Annotated in this window: 16 protein-coding genes and 1 pseudogene; 12 read left to right on the top strand and 5 right to left on the bottom strand. The window is 69.4% G+C overall.

What is annotated here, in order from left to right; translation table 11 throughout:
• The first annotated feature begins 89 nt into the window (after positions 1–89).
• From ACZ5CR_RS05450 to ACZ5CR_RS05435, 4 genes are all read left to right on the top strand, one after another.
• The gene (locus tag ACZ5CR_RS05450; protein WP_468853785.1) at positions 90–818 is read left to right on the top strand and encodes an ABC transporter ATP-binding protein; all 729 of its coding nucleotides are present in this window, start codon (positions 90–92) and stop codon (positions 816–818) included.
• Entirely contained in the window at positions 815–3,178 is a 2,364-nt protein-coding gene (locus ACZ5CR_RS05445; protein WP_468853783.1) for an ABC transporter permease, read from the top strand. Before ACZ5CR_RS05450 ends, ACZ5CR_RS05445 begins: the two co-directional genes overlap by 4 nt.
• 75 nt (positions 3,179–3,253) lie before the next feature.
• Positions 3,254–3,955 carry a 2-phosphosulfolactate phosphatase gene (locus ACZ5CR_RS05440; protein WP_468853781.1) on the top strand — a complete coding sequence of 234 codons (702 nt, stop codon included), beginning with the start codon at positions 3,254–3,256 and terminating at the stop codon, positions 3,953–3,955.
• Between the two features lie 122 nt (positions 3,956–4,077).
• Positions 4,078–4,821, top strand: coding sequence for a VOC family protein (locus tag ACZ5CR_RS05435; RefSeq protein ID WP_468853778.1), 744 nt, complete (start codon positions 4,078–4,080; stop codon positions 4,819–4,821).
• Between the two features lie 342 nt (positions 4,822–5,163).
• Here the strand turns inward: ACZ5CR_RS05435 and ACZ5CR_RS05430 are convergent, their stop codons facing one another.
• Entirely contained in the window at positions 5,164–6,162 is a 999-nt protein-coding gene (locus ACZ5CR_RS05430; RefSeq protein WP_468853777.1) for an alpha/beta hydrolase family protein, read from the bottom strand.
• A 173-nt stretch (positions 6,163–6,335) separates the two neighbouring features.
• On the opposite strand from ACZ5CR_RS05430, the gene ACZ5CR_RS05425 reads away from it, so the two are divergent.
• The 3 genes from ACZ5CR_RS05425 to ACZ5CR_RS05415 all read left to right on the top strand — a co-directional run bounded on the left by ACZ5CR_RS05425 (position 6,336) and on the right by ACZ5CR_RS05415 (position 8,971).
• Entirely contained in the window at positions 6,336–6,716 is a 381-nt protein-coding gene (locus ACZ5CR_RS05425; protein ID WP_468853775.1) for a MerR family transcriptional regulator, read from the top strand.
• Positions 6,717–6,812: 96 nt separating this feature from the next.
• Entirely contained in the window at positions 6,813–7,184 is a 372-nt protein-coding gene (locus ACZ5CR_RS05420) for an SRPBCC family protein (RefSeq protein ID WP_468853774.1), read from the top strand.
• Positions 7,185–7,315: 131 nt separating this feature from the next.
• The gene (locus ACZ5CR_RS05415) at positions 7,316–8,971 is read left to right on the top strand and encodes an amidase (RefSeq protein ID WP_468853772.1); all 1,656 of its coding nucleotides are present in this window, start codon (positions 7,316–7,318) and stop codon (positions 8,969–8,971) included.
• 13 nt (positions 8,972–8,984) lie between these two features.
• On the opposite strand, the gene ACZ5CR_RS05410 is transcribed toward ACZ5CR_RS05415, so the two are convergent.
• On the bottom strand, positions 8,985–9,734 hold the full coding sequence (locus tag ACZ5CR_RS05410) for a hypothetical protein (protein WP_468853770.1): 750 nt from the start codon (positions 9,732–9,734) through the stop codon (positions 8,985–8,987).
• Positions 9,735–9,794: 60 nt separating this feature from the next.
• Positions 9,795–10,331 (bottom strand): GNAT family N-acetyltransferase, encoded by a 537-nt coding sequence (locus tag ACZ5CR_RS05405; RefSeq protein ID WP_468853768.1) that lies wholly within the window; start codon positions 10,329–10,331, stop codon positions 9,795–9,797.
• On the opposite strand from ACZ5CR_RS05405, the gene ACZ5CR_RS05400 reads away from it, so the two are divergent.
• Positions 10,316–10,552 carry a hypothetical protein gene (locus ACZ5CR_RS05400; RefSeq protein ID WP_468853767.1) on the top strand — a complete coding sequence of 79 codons (237 nt, stop codon included), beginning with the start codon at positions 10,316–10,318 and terminating at the stop codon, positions 10,550–10,552. The two genes, ACZ5CR_RS05405 and ACZ5CR_RS05400, sit on opposite strands and share 16 nt — an antisense overlap.
• Positions 10,553–10,634: 82 nt before the next feature.
• Here the strand turns inward: ACZ5CR_RS05400 and ACZ5CR_RS05395 are convergent, their stop codons facing one another.
• Positions 10,635–12,290: a glycine/sarcosine N-methyltransferase gene (locus tag ACZ5CR_RS05395; RefSeq protein WP_468853766.1), complete on the bottom strand. Its 1,656-nt coding sequence runs from the start codon at positions 12,288–12,290 to the stop codon at positions 10,635–10,637.
• A 382-nt stretch (positions 12,291–12,672) separates the two neighbouring features.
• Here ACZ5CR_RS05395 and ACZ5CR_RS05390 point away from each other — a divergent pair, with 382 nt between their 5' ends.
• The 4 genes and pseudogenes from ACZ5CR_RS05390 to ACZ5CR_RS05375 all read left to right on the top strand — a co-directional run.
• Positions 12,673–14,316 (top strand): alpha/beta hydrolase, encoded by a 1,644-nt coding sequence (locus ACZ5CR_RS05390; RefSeq protein WP_468853763.1) that lies wholly within the window; start codon positions 12,673–12,675, stop codon positions 14,314–14,316.
• A 60-nt stretch (positions 14,317–14,376) separates the two neighbouring features.
• Positions 14,377–14,841 carry a MarR family winged helix-turn-helix transcriptional regulator gene (locus tag ACZ5CR_RS05385; RefSeq protein ID WP_468853761.1) on the top strand — a complete coding sequence of 155 codons (465 nt, stop codon included), beginning with the start codon at positions 14,377–14,379 and terminating at the stop codon, positions 14,839–14,841.
• Positions 14,838–15,740, top strand: a complete 903-nt coding sequence (locus tag ACZ5CR_RS05380; RefSeq protein WP_468853759.1) for an SDR family NAD(P)-dependent oxidoreductase — start codon at positions 14,838–14,840, stop codon at positions 15,738–15,740. The genes ACZ5CR_RS05385 and ACZ5CR_RS05380 overlap by 4 nt, the downstream gene beginning before the upstream one ends.
• A 1-nt stretch (position 15,741) precedes the next feature.
• A pseudogene (locus tag ACZ5CR_RS05375) lies at positions 15,742–15,840 on the top strand (phytanoyl-CoA dioxygenase); the annotation flags it as partial.
• A gap of 85 nt (positions 15,841–15,925) precedes the next feature.
• Here the strand turns inward: ACZ5CR_RS05375 and ACZ5CR_RS05370 are convergent.
• Positions 15,926–17,245 carry a PAS domain S-box protein gene (locus ACZ5CR_RS05370; RefSeq protein ID WP_468853757.1) on the bottom strand — a complete coding sequence of 440 codons (1,320 nt, stop codon included), beginning with the start codon at positions 17,243–17,245 and terminating at the stop codon, positions 15,926–15,928.
• Positions 17,246–17,487 lie beyond the last annotated feature (242 nt).

The following is a 17,487-nucleotide window of genomic DNA, read 5'->3' as shown; positions in this document are numbered from 1 at the left end:
ACCGCAATGGGTCCGGGCGGGCGACGCGCGCGAGCCGGGCCCGCTCCTAGCGTTCACGCAGCCAACTGCCCTTACGCGAGGAGCCCTTCATGACCGTGCCGGTGATCGAACTGCGCGAGGTGAGCCGCCGATACGACGGCGGTCCGCCCGCTCTGCACGAGGCGTCGCTGACTGTGCGCAGCGGCGAGGCCGTCGCCGTCCTCGGCCCCTCCGGCAGCGGTAAGTCCACCCTGCTCAACCTGATCGCGGGCCTGGACCGTCCGGACACGGGGACCGTGACCGTGGACGGCGTGCGGGTGGATCGGCTGGGCGAAGCCGGATCTGCCCTGTACCGGCGGACGAAGATCGGCATGGTCTTCCAGTTCTTCAATCTGCTCGACGATCTGACCGTCGCCGACAATGTCGTACTGCCCGCGCGGCTCGCGGGCATGGCACGCGGGGAGGCGGACCGCCGGGCGGCTCAGCTCCTTGAGAACCTCGGCGTCGACCGGCACGCCGGCGCCTATCCGGGACGCCTTTCGGGCGGCGAGAGGCAACGCGTCGCAGTGGCACGGGCGTTGATGAACCGGCCGCCCCTGCTCCTGGCCGACGAGCCGACCGGAGCCCTTGACACGGCCGCCGGACAGGACGTCAGCAGGCTGCTCACCGACCTCAACGCCGAGGGCCAGACCCTCGTCGTCGTCACTCACGACCTGGCCCTTGCCCGCTCCTGCACCACGCGCACGCTCCGGATCGGCGACGGCCGGATCACCGAGGACACCGGAGGCACCGGGGACACCGGCGCGCAGCAGAACCTCGCCCCGAAGGCCGTGCGATGAGCGTGCTCAGCAAGGTGGTGCGCTCGGGTGTGGGCCGACGCCGGGTGCAGACACTGGTGATCGCCCTCGCCACGATGATGGCAGTGGCCGCATCCGTCCTCGGCGGATCGCTCCTTGCGATCTCCAGCGCGCCCTTCGACGACGCGTTCGCCAAGCACCAAGGTACGCATCTTTCCGTCCAGTTCGACGCGGGCAAGGTGAGTGCCGGACAGCTGACGAAGTCCAAGGACGCCGAAGGGGTCAGCGACGCAGCCGGGCCGTTCCGTACGGCCACGGTCACCCCGCGGGCGGACGAGGCGGGACCCGGGTGGCCGATGACCGTGGCCGGCCGGGGCGATCCCGGCCGGGACGTGGACGAGGTGACGCTCCTCGACGGACGGTGGCCAACCCGTTCCGGCGAGATCGTCCTGTCGACCGACTCCTCCCTCATCCCGACCCTGGGCAGGAAGCTCGCCTTCTCCCATCTGCCCGACAGTCCGACACTGACGGTGGTCGGCGTCGCCCGCTCGGTCACACGGACCGCCGACGCCTGGGTGGTTCCGTCCCAGATGCCGACGCTCACCGCACCCGGCAACGGCGGCTACCAAATGCTCTACCGCTTCAGCTCAGCAGGCACCGCCGCGCAGATCACCGCGGGCGGCAAGGCCGTGACGGCACCCCTGGCACATGGAGCAGCCCTCGGCGAACAGTCCTGGCTCACCGTCAGGAAGACCGCCGAGCGCGACACCGCTCTCTACGTCCCCTTCCTCGTCGCGTTCGGCGCCCTGGGCCTGATCATGTCGGTGCTCATCGTCGGCAACGTCGTCGCATCGGCGGTCGGTACGGGGACGCGCCGCATCGGCATCCTCAAGGCCGTCGGCTTCACTCCGGCCCAGGTCGTACGGGCCTACGTGGGCCAGGCGCTGATACCGGCCGCCGCCGGTACGGTCCTCGGTGTCCTCGCGGGCCACCTGCTCGCCGTCCCCGTACTGGCCGAGACGGAGGAGGTCTACGGCACCTCGTCCCTGGCCATCGCACCCGGTGTCGACCTGGCGGTGATCGCCGGTGTACTCGGCCTGGTGGCGGCGACCGCGTGGGCGAGTGCCTGGCGGGCCGGTCGGCTGCGTACGGTCGACGCGCTCGCCGTCGGGCGTAGCGCTTCGGCGGGGCACGGCCGGTGGGCGGCGCGCCTGGCCGGACGGCTGCCCTTGCCGCGGCCGGTCGCCCTGGGCCTGACCAGGCCCTTCGCGCGGCCCGCCCGCGCGCTGGCCATGGGCACCGCGATCCTGTTCGGTGCCGTCGCCGTCACCTTCACCGTGGGGATGGGAGCGACGCTCGGCCAGGTGATGAAGGCCAAGGCCCACGACGTGGCCGATGTCGTCGTGCCCGCGCCCATGCCGGACTTCGGCCCCCAAGGCCCCGATCCCGATCCTCATACCCAGAAGCGGCAGCCCAAGGCGGATCCCGCCGCGGTCGCCGCGGCCATCAGGGCCGACGCCGGAACCGGGAAGTACTACAGCGCCGCGACGGTACGCACGACGGTGTCCGGCCTGCCCGGCACCATCGACGCGGTCGCCCTTTCCGGCGACGCTTCCTGGGGCGGTTACACGATGGTCGCGGGCCGCTGGATCGACAGGCCCGGCGAGGCGGTTGTCCCCACCCCCTTCCTGACCGCGACCGGCACCCGCATCGGTGACACCGTCACTCTCGACGGCATGTCCGAGCCGGTGACGGTCCGGATCGTCGGCGAGGTTCTCGACCCGCGCAACGACGGCATGCAGGTCTTCACCGACGTCTCGACCCTCACGGCAGCGCATCCCGACCTGACGGAGACGAGCCATCACATCGCGGTCACGCCGGGCACCGACGCCTCCGCCTACGTCGCGACGCTGAACAAGGACTTGTCACCGCTGGGGGTGACCGCTCGGGTCGGCGGGCTCAACGCCGGCGGCGACATGGTCGTCACTCTCAACGCGCTGTCGGCGATCCTCACACTGATGCTGGTCGCCGTCGCCGCGCTCGGCGTGCTCAACGGCGTACTGCTCGACACCCGCGAGCGCGTCCGGGAGATCGGTGTGCACAAGGCGCTCGGCATGACGCCGCGGCAGACCATCGCGATGGTCCTCACCTCGGTCTTCGTGACCGGCCTTGTCGCGGGTGCCGTGGGCGTGCCACTCGGCGTGGCCCTGCACGGCTGGGTCATGCCCGCGATGGGCGACAGCGTGGGACTCCGCCTCCCCGACTCGGTCATGGCCGTCTATCACGGGGCCGAATTGCTCCCGCTCGCACTGGGCGGCCTGCTGATCGCCACCCTGGGGGCGCTCCTGCCCGCGGGCTGGGCCGCCAGGGCCCGAACCGCCACGGCCCTGCGCACCGAATAGGCAGGTCGATCAGGTTGGTGTGACGTCGACAACTCTCCGGCTGCTTCGGGGCGGGCGTGCACGATCATGACCGGCATGGACACTCGTTTCGTCGGCATCACCGAGCTGGTCGAGGCGCCGTCCGTGGCGGTCGTGGTCGACGTCATGCGCGCCTTCACCGTGGCCGCCTGGGCCTTTGCCCAGGGGGCGGAGAAGATCGTTCTCGCTGAGTCGCTGGAAGACGCTCTGGCGCTCAAGTCTCGCCACCCGGACCGGGTGGCCCTCAAAGACGGACCCCCCGCGCCCGGGTTCGACCTGGTCAACTCGCCCGGCCTGCTGCGGTCCGTCGACCTCGGCGGACGGACCGTCGTGCAGAAGACCACCGCGGGGACGGTCGGCGCCCTCGCGGTCAAGGACGCGTCGCTGGTGCTGTGCGCCGGCTTCGTGGTGGCGGAGGCGACGGCTCGGCTCCTGCGGACACGCAGCGGTGACGGTGTCACGTTCGTCGTCACCGGCGAAGACGGACAGGCCGACGAGGATCTGGCGTGCGCTCAGTACATCGCTCGGAGAGCCACCGGGGATGCGACGGATGCTGCCGGGTTCCTTCGCCGCGCCGCCGAGTCGCGTGCCGCCGCCGAGCTGACGGAGGGTGTGCGTCAAGGAGTTCACCCTGATGACGTCGCACTCTGTATTGAGCTCGACCGGTTTCCCTTCGCCATGGTGGCGGCGTCGGAAGGCTCGCTCATGGTCCTGCGCCCGTGCGCCGCGCCTTCACCGGGTGACGGCGCCTCGATCTGACAGGACCTCTAGGCGGCGGTGCAGCCGCCGTCGGCGGCGAGCGTTGCGGCTGGTGAGCGAGTTGATCTCTGTTTGGCGACGGCACCTACGAAAGTCATTGCAAAGTGCATAGGGTCGCCCGCATGGCACTGCGACCCGTAAATGTGAACGTGAAGGCTCTTGACGACTCGCTGGTCGGTCAGTTCTGGGCGGAGGCGCTCGGCTGGGGTGTTTCCAGCGAGGCCCCCGGCGTGACCAACGTCGAACCCGGAGGCGGCTTCGTCTGGCCGGACGCGGTCGCCGTCTGCGTCGACGTCGTCACCGTCCCGGAGCCCAAGACGGCGACCAAGAACCGTGCGCACCTCGATCTCGCCACCACCTCCACGGCCCATCAGGTGGAGCTGGTCACGCGCCTCCAGGCGCTTGGTGCGACGCCCGTCGACGTGGGCCAGGGCGACGTGCCGTGGACGGTCCTCGCCGACCCGGAGGGCAACGAGTTCTGTGTGCTCGAACCCCGGGAGATCTACCGGGACACCGGGCCGATCGCCGCGGTGGTGATCGACTGCGTGGATCCGCGGGCGATGGCGCGGTTCTGGGGCGAGGCGATGGACTGGACCCTGCACGAGGTGACCGACGATCGTGCGGTGCTGCGCTCCGCCAAGGGCGTTGGCCCGTATCTCGAGTTCCTCCGCACACCCGACGAGAAGACAGTGCCGGACCGCGTTCATATCGACCTGCTGCCGTACCCCGGTGATGATCAGGAGGCGGAGGTGTCCCGGCTGCGGGCCCTGGGCGCCACCGATCTCGACCTCGGCCAGGGCGAGGTCCCGTGGAAGTGCCTGACCGACCCGGAGGACCACGAGTTCTGTGTCCTTGGCCGCGCCTGACACGGGGCCCTGGCGGCAAGGAAGCCGATCCTGATGCTCTCCGCCGTTGAATGCCTTACCGTGCTGGTTCCCTCTACCGGCCCCCGCCGCTCACGAGATTGGGCCGCCGTGGAGCAGCAACTCGGCACCGCTCTGCCTCAGGACTACTGGGCATACCACCCCCACTCATGTACCTCCTCCTGCTCTCCGTTCTCGCCGGAGAAGCGGAGACGATCTACTTCCCCGACTTTCCCTTGGATGAGCATCTGTTCGACTCGAATGACTGTCCCGCGCCGTCGAGATGGCTGTCGTCCGGAAGCGATGTGCCACCACGGCGCCAACGCACCGGTATGTGATCCGACGTCACGCTTCGTTCGACTCCAGCCGCCCCAGTGGGTGGGAACCCTCCGCCAGGGCGGTTCGGGCCGCCGCCCAGTCGGTGTCGGCGATGTCGGTGACGTGGCGCAGGTAGGCGAGGGTGACCTGCTGGATCAGGGCCACGCGCTCGGGGCTCTCGTCGGTGGTCTCCGCCGCCTCGTAGCCGGAGATGCCGCCGAGGAAGTGTTGGCCGCCGAAGACGGTGAGCAGATGCTTGTCGCCTGAGCTCAGGGTGTACGGGTCGGTCGTCCAGGCAGCTCCCCGGGTGGAGAGCGGGAGTTCATCCTTGTCCCCGGCGACCACCAGAGTCGGCGCGGTGATGTGGGAGAAGTCCTGGTCCCGCAGCCAGGGCAGGTTGTCGTGGGCGAAGGGGGTCAGGCCGTCGCCTCCTCTGCCTGCTGTGGCCAGCAAGATGCTCGCCCGGACCCGGGGGTCGGACATGTCTTCCGCGATCCCGGTCCGCGGGTCGACCACGCGCAGACCCACGAGGATGCCTGCCGTCTGCCCGCCGAAGGAATGCCCGGCCGCGACGATCCGACGGCGGTCCACTCGCCCGGTCAGGCCGGGAACGGCGGCCTCCAGCGTGTCGAGCTCGTCGAGGATGCGCTTCATGTCCTGCACGCGGTGGCGCCACGACTGAGGCTTGCGGGGGTCGTCCGCGGCGAGGTGCAGCCTCTTGGAGTCGAGATGGGTCGCCTGAATCACCACGAAGCCGTGAGCGGCCCAGTGCTCCACCAGCGGCGCGTAGCCGTCCAGGTTCGAGCCGAACCCGTGCGCGAAGAGAACGATCGGCAGGTCGTGCCCGGTGGCCGGGGCGGATACGCGTACGTGCAGGTCCTCGCCGCGTTCCGGGGCGGACAGCACGATCGGCTTCACCGAGACGATCGGGGCGGGGGCGGGAGCGGGGGCGGGGGCAGAGACGGGAGCGGAGACGGATGCGGTGGCGCCGGTGGCGCCGGTCCTCGCAGGTGCTGGATTGATCATGGGATGCGCTTCTTTCACGTGATGCGGGCCATGGATGGTGCGATCGGCGGGACGGGACGGGGCGAGCGGCCCCGCACGCGAGTTACGCTAAAACCTGACGTCGACGTCAGAGGCAAGTCATGGGCGTGCGTCATGTACGTCATGTACGTCGTGTGCGTCATGAAGGAGGGCACGTGCGCATCGGAGAACTCGCCGCCCGGACCGGCGTCAGCGTCAGAGCCCTGCGTTACTACGAGGAACAGCACCTGCTGACGTCCGAGCGCAGCCCCAGCGGTCAGCGCCACTATCCACAGAGCGCGGTCGACCAGGTCGAACTGGTCCAGCAGCTCTACGCCGCCGGGCTCTCCAGCAAGACGATCGTGGAGCTGATGCCGTGCGTCGTCGACGGCAACGCCACTCCGGGGCTGCTCGAGCGGCTGGCCACCGAGCGCGACCACATCGACCAGCGCATCACCGACCTGACACACGCCCGGAATCGGCTCGATTCCGTCGTCTCCGCCGCCACCGACAACCTGGTCACGGGCCGGTCATGCCGACCTGAGGCCAGCACGTAGACCGGACGGGACCGCTCAGCAGGCAGTACTCAGCAGGCAATGCTCAGCAGGCACAAACCGCCTTTCCGCGAGCATGGTGGGGAGGTGAGAAGAACGGTGCACGCAGTGGGCGCGGCAAGCATGGAGACGGTCTGGCAGCGATACGTACGGACGGCGGCCTGGCCCACGTGGGCCCCGCAGATCCGGGCCGTGGAGGCGGAGGCCGAGCTGCGGGCGGGCATGCGCGGCCGGGTGGTGCCCGTGGTGGGACCCGGCGTCGCCTTCGTCATCGAGGCCGTCGACCATCAGGCCCACACCTGGCGGTGGCGGGTCCAGGCGGGCCCGGTACGGATGCGCCTGTGGCACGCCGTCCGAGCCCGCACTCCGTCCGGCACGGAGACCGAGCTGCACATCGACGGCCCCGCGCTGGTCGTGGTGGCGTATGCGCCACTGGCGCAGCGCGCATTGCGCCGTCTGGTCCAGAAATGAAGTGCTGGCGGCGCGGGTGACCGACGCCGGGCGGCCGACACGGGGTGACCGACGCCAGGCGGTCGACGCCGGGTGACGACGTCTCTCCACCCCCTTGCGCCGGACGCTGCCCGTGTAGTCCGCTGATCCGCATGGGGAAGAGGAGCATTGCCGCAATGACCGCCGCCCTTGTCGCGGGGTCCCTTCTGACAGGCGTACCGAGTACTGGTGCGCAAGCCGCTACTGGCGCGCGATCCGCAACTGGCGCGCAAGCCGCCGAGCATGGCGCCGACAGCTCAGCACCGCCGATCGGATCACCTCTCGCACCCGGGATCGACCTGGACACCGTGACGATTCCGGAGTTGCAGGCGCGCATGGCAGGCGGTTCACTCACCTCGTCGAAGCTGACCCGGGCCTACTTGCGGCGGATCGAGGACGTCGATCCCAAGATTCACTCGGTGCTGCGTACCAGCCCGACGGCCCTGCGCCAGGCGGCCGCCAGCGACGCCAGGCACCGGCGTGGCAAGACACTCGGACCGCTGGACGGCATCCCCGTTCTGCTCAAGGACAACGTGAACACCCGCGACATGCCGACGACGGCCGGATCGCTGGCCCTCGCCGGGAGTCCGCCCGACACCGATGCAGCGTTGGTGACCCGGCTGCGGAAGGCGGGGGCGGTGATCCTCGGCAAGACCAATCTGTCCGAGTGGGCCAACTTCCGTGCGGCGAAGCCGACTTCAGGGTGGTCGGCAGTGGGCGGGCAGACCGACAACCCCTACGTCCTCGACCGGAATCCGTGCGGTTCCTCCGCCGGCTCGGCCGCCGCGCTCGCCGCGTCGTTGTCTCAGGTGGCGATCGGCACCGAGACGGACGGCTCCATCGTGTGCCCGGCCGGGATGAACGGCATCGTCGGCCACAAGCCCAGCCTCGGCCTGGTCAGCCAGTCGGGTGTGGTGCCGATCTCCGCCGAGCAGGACACGGCCGGACCCATGGCGCGCAACGTGATCGACACCGCGCTCACGCTTTCGGTGCTGAGCGGTGGCAAGGACGCGCGTGGCAAGGGCGCACAAGGCGAGAACGCACGTGGCGTGAACGCACGTGGCGACGGTGCCAGCCTCCGCGGGAAGCGGATCGGACTGTGGCGCCTTCCCTCGCTCGGGTCCGACGTGGACGCGGTGATGTCCCGTACGGCGAAGAAGCTGCGCAAGGCCGGAGCCGAGGTCGTCGAGGTGACACCCCCGTACCAGGCGCGGCTCGCCGAACTCGAATTCCCGGCGCTGCTCAGCGAGTTCCACCGAGACATCGACGCCTACCTCGGTACACGCGACGGACCCCGAAACCTTGCCGAGCTGATCAAGTTCAACCGCGACCACGCCGAGGAACAGACCTGTTTCGCCGGCCAGGAGCTGTTCGAGCAGGCCCTTGCCGCGCCGCCCACCACCGACCCCAAGTACCGGGCCATGCGAGCCGAGTTGAAGGACCTCTCCCGGCGCTCCATCGACGAGACCATGGCCGCCCATCACCTGGACGCCATCGCCGCACCCACGAACCCGCCCGCCTGGACGACCGACTGCGCGCGCGGCGACAACGACGTCATCCCCTCATCCACCCCGGCAGCCGTCGCCGGATATCCGTCCCTCTCGGTGCCCGCCGGGTCCGTGGACGAACTGCCGGTCGGCCTGCTCCTGATGGCCGGTGACCACCAGGACGCCGATCTCCTGTCCTTGGGCGCCGCGGTGGAGCACCACCTGAAGGCCTGGCGAGCACCGCGCTATCTGCCGACGGCCGGGTCCGGCACGCCACGGTGAACACGCGGTTCAGTCACTCGGCGGCGAGCTTCTTCCACTGGGCCCGCGCCACGTCGACAGGGAAGGACATCGCCGTCGGCGAGGTGTCCGCGGCGGGATACGTTCGGCTGAAGAAGCCGAGCGTGTGCCCGGAGCGCACGATCAGCACCTTGCGGACGGGGGCGTCAGCGCCCTGCCGACCGGTGAGCGTGAACCACGCGAATTCGTCGGCGAAATCGAGATGCTGAGGGTCGCCCCCCTGCGGGGGCGACTGCATCGGGGTCTGTTCACCGCGGACCGTCGAGGTGAAGCCGGAGGGGCACGCCGTACTGGCACTGCCCACGTCGTACAGGACCTTCTCCTCCCCCTTGCCCTTGTACGACGCCAAGGTCACCGTCGTCTTGACGAGGTCACCCGCCGCGGGCTTCGCTCCCCGCGGGTGACCCATCGCGGTGCGCTGCGCCGTGGACGCGGGGTCACCCAGGCTCATGCCGAGCGCCGCCTTGACCTGCACCGCGCACTCCGGCCTGCTCGTGCTCACCTCGGAGTCCTCGTACCGGTCGGCCGCTTCCCTGGCGCCCACCTGATGATCCGGCACATCGCTGCCGTCGACCGCGGCGGTCTCGATCTCCCCGGCGGTCAATGTCCTGGCCGGAGCACTGGCGCTCGGTTCCGGAGCGCTGCCGTCCGATTCAGTGCCGCCGCACGCCGCCAGTGCGCTCAAGGCCACGGTGACGATCATGACGCGCGCCGGTCGGCGCACGACGGTCGTGGTCCTGCTCATGTGCTGTTCGCTCCCCCGTAGTTCCTGCCCGCGAGACCGGGCTCTGCGACAGTCTCCCTGTCACATCGGAAGGGAGAACAGGCGGACTGGCTCTGGAGGCCAGTACGCGTTGTCGCGCAGGGGCGTCACCATGGTCCGCAGCGGCATGCTCACCAGGCGGTTTTCGGGTTGTTCGACGCGTACGTCCTGGTCGAGCAGATGCCACCCGAGGCGCTGGTACAGCGGCACGAGAAGAGGCCTGCAGAACAGGAGCGCGTGCTGGGGACCCATCGTGCGCGCGTGGTCAAGTGCCCCTGTGAGGACGAGCCGAGCCAGCCCCCGGCCTTGCATGTCGGGGGTGACGGCCACGCCGCCGACGCCGATCACCTCTGTATCGGTGTCGCCGATCGCGACAGGCAGCCGCAGCAGACCGGCGTGTGCCACCAGCCGGTCGCCGTGTCTGATGCCGAAGTGTTCTTCTTTGGGCAGCCAGGCCAAGCCTGCCGCGGCAACACCGAAGGGGTCGTCGCCGTCGCCGAGGATCTCGTTCTGGTCCGTCTTCGTGTAGCGAGGGAGCCGCACCACGGTCGGTGCCGCGGAGGATGGGTTCTCGGACATGGACCTCAGACTTCGGTGGCACGGGGCGTTCAGCAGGGCACGGCGAGCGCGGCCAGGGCGATGGTACCCAGCGGCAGCAGGCCCCGCGGCGCGGGATCCTCGCCGACACCGGCGCGGTGCTCCACCAGGCGTCGCCCCGTACGCGGACGGACTCCCTCAAAGAGACCGACCCCGAGGAGAGATACTCCAAGGAGACGTGCCCCAAGGAGAAAGGCGGGTGACAACGACCGCCCCGCCCACGCGCGGCGGCCCGACGCAGAGCTGTGTCGTGTCGGCCGCCGCGCGAAGGCACCGCTCAGCCGCTCACTCGCGCACGAAGTGGAAGATGCCCCACGTCAGGTGCCCGCTGCGGCCCCCGTCGATCCAGTGGCCGAGGCCCTTCTTCATCTGGGTCAGATAGTCGTGGCTGATCTGCCGGGCCAGACCGTCCGCCTCCTGTCGCGCCGTCTCCTCGAGCACGCGTGCGTAGTGCGTGGTCAACTGATCGGCGTGCTCCTCGAAACCGCGGTCCGTGTCGTCGGCAGGAGCGAAGCCGAGCCTGGTCAACTCCCGGCGGTAGAAGCCGGGTGAGCCCATGTCGTCCAGGTGGATACGGTCGAGGATCGGCTGGAGCACGCCCGCAGGGCAGTCGTCCGCGGCCATCGGGTCGGTGAAGATCAGGTGGCCGCCGGGCCTGAGCACCCGGGCTATCTCCTCCAGGACCTTGACGCGGTTTCCGCTGTGCAGGAAGGCGTCCTGGGACCAGACGACGTCGACCTGACCGTCGCCGTACGGGATGTCCTCGAAGGAGCCGTCCACGACGTCGATGCGGTCGGTCAGGCCGCGGCCCGCGTTCAGCTCCTTGTGGCGCTGGTTCTCGACCTCGCTCAGGTTGAGCGCGATCACCCGGCAGCCCTGCACCCCGGCCAACTGGCGGGCGGAGCCGCCGAAGCCCGAGCCGAGGTCGAGGACGACCGACTCCGAGGTCAGCGGCAGCTTGCCCGCCATCCGCTGGACCGTACGGCGGCTGGCGTCGGCGATCGGTTCGCCCGGGTCTTCGTAGAGGCCGATGTGGATGTCCTCGCCGCCCCACACCTTGGCGTAGAAGGTGTCCGCGTCGGGCGAGTTGTAGTAGCTGCGGGCAGTGCCGACCGCGCCGGTGTAGGGACCGCTCTGCTCGTCCTCCGTGCGGTACTCCTTCTCCGCCACATGCACGAAGAAGTCCGGCTGCTCGCCGCGGTACGTGTGCTGGAAGTCTCCGTACGTCTCCACCCGCTGGAAACCTACGTCCGTCATGAGTTTCCTGGTGTAGTCCTTGCGCAGCGGGAACATGTTGAGGTGGTACACGGAGTCGTCCGGGAACCGGTACCGCATGCGGCACAGTCCCTCGTCGACGTATTCCGGCTCTACGGCGACATCCTCGCCGCAGTAGTAGTACCTGTGCTTGCTGGTGTAGCCGTCGTCCAGCATCGCGTCGTAGTTCCGCTGGTCGAGGACCAGAATGCCGTCGTGCTTGAGCATCGCGTAGAACTCGGCGAGCGCCTTGCGGCGGTCGCGCTCCGAGAACAGATGCGTGAAGGAGTTGCCGAGGCAGACGATGGCGTCGTATTCGCCGTGCACATCGCGGTTGAGCCAGCGCCAGTCGGCCTGGACGACCCGCATGATGTGGCCGCCCCGCTGCATACCGTTCGCGAAGGCCATGGACAGCATCTCGGCACTGCCGTCGGCGCTGACGGTCTCGAATCCCGAGGCGAGCAGGCGCACCGAGTGGAATCCGGTGCCCGTCGCGACGTCGAGGACGCTCCGTACACCCCGCTTGCGCAGCAGGTCGACGAAGAACGTCCCCTCACTCTCCGCCCGTTTCTCCCAATCTATGAGTGAGTCCCACTTCTCGACGAAGCTGGGTACGTATTCCTCCGTGTAGTGCCCGGTTTCTCGTACTTCGACAGGGTTGTCGCCGAACTCTTGGGCCGGTTGCACGATGATGGAGAACCCTTCAATTGTGGGGATTCTTCTCTTATGTAGCTCTCTTGCGTCGCTCTCATTCAGGATATGACTGGTTCGCCCGGTTGTGTCCGGGCGACGTGGGTCGAGGTGTTGAGGGCATCGCTATCCACCCTCGGAGGCTTCATTCCTGCAAACGCCGTATACATGGCGGAGGTTGACGTAAAACCGACGTGGTAGATCGTTAAACCCGTCCGCCTACGCCTAGAGGATCATGTTCGGCCGCCCCGTACCTCCCAGGACGGAGAGGAGTTGGGTCCGCGCGGCGGATGTTCCCGACGCACGCCACCTGAATGATCGTTCCTGTCCGAACACGCGACTTACACGCGGCTTACACGCGACTTAAAGGAACGATCACGTGCGTAGACGATGCCTGGGGCCCCTGTTGGCCGTCAGCGTCACGGCAACGCTGGCTCCCGCGCTCGCCGCCTCGGCGGCCACCGCCGCTCCGGCCACAGCTCCGGCCGCCACCCCGTCGACCGCCACCCCGTCCGCCGCCAAGGGCGCGCTGGACCGTTACACGAAGCAGAAGCCGCAGTGGAAGCGGTGCGACGCCGACTCTCCGGCGGAGTTCAAGTGCGCCACGATCAAAGTCCCGCTGGACTACCGGAACCCCGGGGGCAAGCGAATCGACCTGGCCATATCCCGGATCAAGAGCACCGCGCCCGACAAGCGGCACGGTGTCCTGTTCTCCAACCCCGGCGGCCCGGGAATGCCGGGGCGCTACATGCCGATGAGCATGGGCGACAGGCTTCCCGAGTCCGCGCGGCAGAAGTACGACCTCATCGGCTTCGACCCTCGCGGGGTGGGAGAGAGCAGCCCGGTCTCCTGCGACCTGAAGCCGGAGGAGGAGAACTGGCTGCGGCCGTACAAGGAGGAGACGTTCGACAAGGACGTCGCCTGGGCGCGCGGCGTCGCGAAGAAGTGCAAGGAGCAGAGCGGCGGCACGCTCCGGCACATCACCACGCGCAACACCGCGCGCGACATGGATCTGCTCCGGGTGATCCTCGGCGAGAAGAAGATCTCGTACGTGGGCACTTCGTACGGCACCTACCTGGGCTCCGTCTACACCCAGCTCTTCCCGCGCCGGGCCGACCGCTTCGTACTGGACAGCGCGGTCGATCCGACGCACGCCTGGCGAGGGATGATGCGATCGTGGGCGACGGGCGCCGAGCCCGCGTTCGACCGGTGGACCGAGTGGGCCGCCGAGCGCTCGCAGAAGTACGACCTCGGTGACACCCCGAAGAAGGTCGAACGGACCTTGTGGGACCTGGTCGCGCAGGCCGACGAGAAACCCATCGAGGTGGACGGACAGCCGACCACCGGTGATGACATCCGCAGCGGTATACGTGAGGCGGTGTTCACCCCTGAGGCCGCCACCGAGGGGGTCGTGGAGCTGAAGAAGGCCGCGGCCGGCAAGCCGACCTCCGCGAAGAAGCTCGCAGCGCTCGTCGGCTCCGAGGGGAGCGGGGCTCAAGGCACTGCCGGCTCCGAGGGGAGCGGGGCTCAAGGCACTGCCGCCGACCCCGCCGAGGCGCCGTCCGACAACGCGATGGCGAGCCTCTGGGCCGTGGTGTGCGGCGACAACTCTGCCGCATGGTCCCGCGATCCCGAGAGCTACCGCCGGGACGCCATCGAGGACAAGGGCCGTTACCCGCTCTTCGGTGACTTCGTGTCCAGCGTCAAGCCCTGCGCGTTCTGGGACAAGTCCGTGGAACCGGCGACCAAGGTGAAGAACAAGGTCGGCTCCCTGATCGTCCAGAACGAATGGGATCCGCAGACCCCGCTGCCCAGCGGTCAGGCCCTGCACGCCGACCTGAAGGGATCGAGAATGGTCACCGTCCTCGGCGGCGAGGGCCATGGCGTCTATCCGAACGGCAACGCGTGCACGGACGGCGCGGTCAACGGCTACCTGCTCACCGGCAAGCTCCCGGCGAAGGACGTGACCTGCGAGGCGACGGCCGACTCGAACACGGAGGCACGGAAGAACCAACTCGGATGACCCACACTCCCAAACTACATGGATTTTCCCATGATTGGATTATCCATGTAGTTTGGGAGCATGGATGATCGGCAACTGACCGAAGAGCTTCACGACTACCTGTTCGCGATCCGCACCCAGGTGCACACCGAGCTCAAGGAACTGGCCCGGGAAGCGGGGCTGACCGACACGCAGACCGATGCGTTGTGGAGGTTGAGCCGCGGGCACGAGATGACCGCGCGCCGCCTGGCCGACCTCCTGCAGTGCGACGCCTCGACCGCCACGGCGATGATCGACCGGCTGGAGAAGCGCGGCCTGGTCCGCCGTGTGCCCCACCCCGTCGACCGCCGCGCCAAAGTCATCCAGCTCACCCCCGAGGGATGCGCGCTGCGCGATCGCGTCATCGGGCACACCACCGAGCACTCCCCCTTCGCCCGCCTCGACCACGAGAACAGGCTGCGCCTGCACACGCTTCTCCGCGAAGTGATCGACGGCCCCCCGCCCGCCGTCGGCGTCGAGGACACCGCGAAAGGGGAACAGCGATGAGCGGCAGCGCGACGGCGGTCATCACGGGCGGATCCTCCGGCCTGGGCCTGGTGACGGCACGTCACCTGGTCGAGGCCGGCCGGAGCGTCGTCCTCGTCGGCCGGGACGCCAAGCGCACCCGTGCCGCCGCCGACAGCCTGCGCGTCCTCGCTCCTGCGGGCGGTGACGCGGCACCGCCGAGGACGTACACCGCAGACCTGGAACAGTGGTCCCAGGTACGGGCGCTGGCAGCGGAACTGGCCGCCGACGGCCGCCCGGTGGACGTCCTCATCAACAACGCGGGGGCGGCGTTCCCCCGGTACGAGCAGACGCCGGACGGCGTGGAACGCACCTACGCGCTCAATCACCACGCCCCGTTCCTGCTCACCCACGCCCTGCTTACCGAAGGGGCGCTCGCGCCCGAAGCCCGGATCATCAACATGTCCTCGTTCGTGGAGAAGCGCGGCAAGCTGGACGCCTCCGATCCGGATGTCGCGGGAACAACGTGGTGCAGCAAGCGCTTCTACCACCAGCTCGACGTCTACGCGACGAGCAAGCTCGTCGGCCTCCTGGCCGCACGAGAACTCGCGCACCGCCTGCCCGACGGCATGAGCCTCTACAACGCCAATCCCGGCATGGTCAAGGGCACCGCGATGAACAGCAACGCGGGCGGTCTGATGCGGCTGACCGCCCCGCTGTTCCGTCCGTTCTCCCTCACCCCGGACGAAGGCGTGCGGACCCCTGTCTGGCTCGCCGGCGCCTCGCCCGCACCGCGCCCCAGCGGCGGCTTCTTCAGCGAGTCCCGGCCGGACACCCCTTCGCGCCTGGCCCTGAACGACGCTCTCGCCGGCACCGTCTACACCAGAACCGCGGCCCTCCTCGGGCTCACCCCTCTCGCGAGGCGGCCGTCGGGTCGATGATCCGGAGGGCGAGAGCTGGTACTTCACCGATCTGCGCTCCCGGGGCCGGGCGCCGCTCACGCTGTTCCTTTTCAGCGAGGTCGGTGAGGAGGACGCCCCGGCCCTGCCCGGCTCGGCCGGTCCCCGGCGCGCGGTCCTGTGCGGGCAGAGCCTGGGCGGGCAAGGTCTGGGCGGGCGCGACATCGTCAGACGGTGCTGAGCGGATGAGCCGCCGTCGCTGAACGCGGGGGCCAGGCGCGGGGGGCGAGGATGCCGAGGACATAGGCGCGGGCGACGAGCGCTGGACGGGTCGCGGCGCCCAGGAGTTGCCGCAGTCGGCTGAGGTGGTAGTCGACCGTCTGCCGGGACAGTTGCAGCGAGGTGGCGATCTCGCCGTTGCTGCTGCCTTCCGCCAGGAGGGAGAGGATGCGGATCTGCGCGGCGGTCAGCGACGGATGGGCCTCGTGGGCGAGGCTCTGGTGGGTGACGACGGCCCAGACGTGCCGGGCACGGGCGGCGGAATGGCCGATCGTCGTCAGGTGGAGCTGCGCGCGGCGCTGCAACCCCTGGGCGTCGACGAGCACTGCGGAGGTCTCGACCCTTCTGACACGGCGGGCTATCAGGCCTTTCCACCTGCGGTGCAACCGGTCGAGGTCGGGCTCGGGGGCGAGCAGGGTGTGTGCGCGGCGGCCGACCAGGTCGGGCAGGCTGAGGCGGAACAGTTCGGCGGCCGCCGCGCTCGCCTCGACCACCCGTCCGTTCGCCGAGAGCAGCGCGCAGGGCAGGCCGCTGTGGTCGCGCAGGGCCTGCAGGTTCTCCTCGGCCTCCTGGCGCTGGACCATGGCGCGCAGATGGTCGGTGACGTCCACGTAGATCCCCGCGACGCAGGTCTGCGCGTTCTCCCGTACGGGGAAGCGGTGGCCGACCGCCCGGCCCGCGCTGCCGTCCTGGCGCCGGTAGCCGAGGGTGTGGCGCACCGCCGTCCCCCGCGTGAGGATCTCTTGGTCGAGGGCGCGGAACTGGTCGGCGTCGGCGGGCGCGTCGAAATCCTCGATGCACTTGCCGACGACTTGCTCCGGAACGGTGCCGTAGAGGTGTGCGTAGGCGTGATTGGCCCACAGGTAGCGTCCGTCGCAGTCCCGGATGAAGGCGGCGGCCGGGGCGAGGTCCACGAGTTCCGCGAAGGCCGCGTACCGGCGCGGGGCCGCCGCTCGGGCATCGACCTCCACCGCGAGGCCGCGCGTACGCTCCACCGCGAGGCCGCGCGTACGGCTATGGACACCCTCCTCGTCCAGGGGCCAACTGACGTCGAAAGTACGGCCGTCGAACCGGGCCTGCCAGCGGCCCTCCTCCGGCGGATGCCCCGGTGCCGAGAGTTCCTGGCGCATCCGGTCCAGGAAGCGCTGCGCCGTGCCCGTGTCGGCGAAGGCACCGCCTCCCCGCTCAAGGACCTGCCACGGCTCCTCGACTTCCCACCAGAACACGGGAAGGTGCTCGAGCAGTGCCTTGAGGCTGGAATCGTCCACAGCGGTCTCCGTCCGTATACGACTGGCTGACGCACAGTCACAGCGCATTGGATATCCCGCCCGGTCCCGCGCATGCCCGATTCTCGGCCGATGTCCCGAACTGGAGGTGTGCCCCGGGGGCGCGACACGGCCTGGGGGGGGGGGGGGGGGGGGGGGCGTGGGGGTCCACAGGGGGGGTGTGGGGAGCTGATGGCGGGGGAACCCGAGGGGGGGGGTGGAGAAACCCCGACAAACCCCAACAC

The organism is Streptomyces sp. NPDC031274 (assembly GCF_055570235.1).
Note: the sequence above shows the minus strand (reverse complement) of the source record. Positions and strands in the feature narration are given on the sequence as shown.